Raw genomic sequence first — 2,328 nt, 5'->3', positions numbered from 1 at the left:
ACCAGCGGCACCAGCCCCAACCTGCTCACCGCCGCCCACGCCGGCCACCAGACCGGCCTACGCTGCTGGGCCTTCACCGGCCCGGCGCCCAACCCACTCGCCGAGCTCTGCCACGACGTGCTCGCCGTACCGTCCCCCGACAGCCAGGTGGTGCAGGAGCTGCACCTGGTCTCCTCGCACCTGCTCTGCGAGTACGTCGACCAGGCGCTGCCGCTGGTGCGCGACCTGCCCGGCACGGGAGTGGCCCGGCTGCGCGCGGTGCCGTCGACCCGGGACGGGGGCAGGCCGCCCGCCCGTCCCGCCGGCTGGGGCGAGCACGCGCTGGCCGGTGTGGTGAGCGGCCGGACCGCAGTGAACGGCCACCCGCCCGCCGCCCGCAACGGTCACGACGGCGCGGGCCGGTCGACCGGCACCGGTTGGGTGCAGTCGTGACCGGCCCGCTGGTGGTGGTCGGCGACGCGTTGCTGGACCGGGACGTCAGCGGCGCGGTGAACCGGGTCTGTCCGGACGCCCCGGTGCCGGTGCTCGACGAGCGCGCCGCCGTGGACCGGCCCGGCGGCGCCGGGCTGGCCGCCCTGCTCGCCGCTGCCCAGGGCAGCGAGGTGGCACTGGTCACCGCGCTGGCCGACGACGCCGGCGGGGCGCGGATCGCCGGGCTGCTCGCCGACGCCGGGGTCGAGGTGTACCCGCTGCACCTGCCCGGCGCGACCGCCGAGAAGATCCGGCTGCGGGCCGGCGGGCAGACCCTGCTGCGGCTGGACCGGGGCGGCGACCCGCAGCCGCCGGGCGAGCCGTCGGCGGCGGTGCGGGACCTGCTGGGCCGGGCCCGGGCGATCCTGGCCAGCGACTACGGTCGCGGCCTGCTGCGCCAGCCCACCCTGCGGGCCGCGCTGACCGAGGCGTCCGCCCCGGTGGTCTGGGACCCGCACCCGCGCGGCCCGGCGGCCGTGCCCGGGGCCCGGCTGGCCACGCCGAACCTCGCCGAGCTGCGGCAGCTCACCGGGGACGCGGGCGCCGGCACGCCGCTGTCCACCGCCACCCGCGCCGGCCACGAGCTGCGCCGGCGCTGGCGGGTGGGGGCGGTCGCGGTGACCACGGGCGCCGACGGCGCGGTGCTCTGCAACGGCGGCGGCATCCCCGTGGTCGTTCCGCCGCCGTCCACCGTGGAGCGGGTCGAGGACACCTGCGGCGCCGGGGACCGGTTCGCCGCCACCGCCGCGCTGGCCCTCGGCGACGGGGCCTCGACCGCGGCGTCGGTCCAGGCGGCGGTGGCGGCCGCGGCCGCGTACGTGGCCGCCGGCGGGGCGGCCGGGCTGCACCGGGAGCCGGATCGGCCGGCCACGCCGGCACCGGCCGGCAGCGCCGACGAACTGGTGGCGAGGGTACGCGCCGACGGCGGCACGGTGGTGGCCACCGGCGGCTGCTTCGACATCCTGCACGCCGGGCACCTCGCCACCCTCCGGGCGGCCCGCCGGCTCGGCGACTGCCTGGTCGTCTGCCTCAACTCCGACCGCAGCGTCCGGGGGTTGAAGGGCCCCGAGCGGCCGGTCAACCCGGAGCAGGACCGGGCCCGGCTGCTGGCCGCGCTGGACTGCGTCGACGCGGTGGCGGTCTTCGACGAGCCCACCCCGCACCGGGTGCTGGGCCGGTTGCGCCCGGACGTCTGGGTCAAGGGCGGCGACTACGGCGAGGGCGGCGCCGAGCTGCCCGAGGCCGACCTGGTCCACCGGTGGGGCGGACGGGTGGTCACCGTCCCCTACCTGGCCGGCCGGTCCACCACCGGCACCATCACCGCCGCGCGCAGGCGCGGCCTCCACCTTGTCGAGGGAGCGGTATGAGCAGGGACATGAACGGCGCGGCGATCCTGGTCACCGGCGGGTCGAGCGGCCTGGGCGCGGCGGTGGTGACCGCGGTGGCCCGGGCCGGCGGCCGGCCGTACGTGCTGGACCGGCAGCCGCCGGCCGACGGGGTGCCGTGGCTGGAGTGCGACCTGGCCGACACCCGGGCCGCCGAGGCGGCCACCCGGAGCCTCGCCGAGCAGGCGGGCGGGCTGGACGGCCTGGTCACCGCCGCCGGGATGGACGTGCCGGGCCGGCTGGCCGACGTCGACGGGGCCACCTGGGACCGGATCGTGACGATCAACCTGCTGGGCACCGCCGCCGTGGTCCGGGCGGCGCTGCCGCACCTGGAGCGCACCCACGGCACGGTGGTGACGGTGGCGTCCACGCTGGGCGTGAAGGCGGTCGGGGACGCGACGGCGTACTGCGCGGCGAAGTTCGGGGTGGTCGGCTTCACCCGGGCGCTCGCCGCCGAACTGGCCGGCACCGT

Annotated in this window: 2 protein-coding genes and 1 pseudogene; all 3 read left to right on the top strand. The window is 79.0% G+C overall.

The window, feature by feature from the left end; all coding sequences use genetic code 11:
* Positions 1-432, top strand: a pseudogene (locus AB0H57_RS32735) (hypothetical protein); the annotation flags it as partial.
* The gene (locus AB0H57_RS32730) at positions 429-1,838 is read left to right on the top strand and encodes a PfkB family carbohydrate kinase (protein ID WP_357512606.1); all 1,410 of its coding nucleotides are present in this window, start codon (positions 429-431) and stop codon (positions 1,836-1,838) included. The pseudogene AB0H57_RS32735 and the gene AB0H57_RS32730, both read left to right, overlap by 4 nt.
* Positions 1,839-1,846: 8 nt before the next feature.
* The coding region (locus AB0H57_RS32725) for an SDR family oxidoreductase (protein ID WP_357512608.1) at positions 1,847-2,328 on the top strand (482 nt) is incomplete at its 3' end.

The organism is Micromonospora sp. NPDC050686 (assembly GCF_040654475.1).
In the GTDB taxonomy this organism is placed as follows: Bacteria; Actinomycetota; Actinomycetes; order Mycobacteriales; family Micromonosporaceae; genus Micromonospora.
The sequence above is the reverse complement of the archived record's forward strand: the minus strand, read 5'-3'. Positions and strand labels throughout refer to the sequence as shown.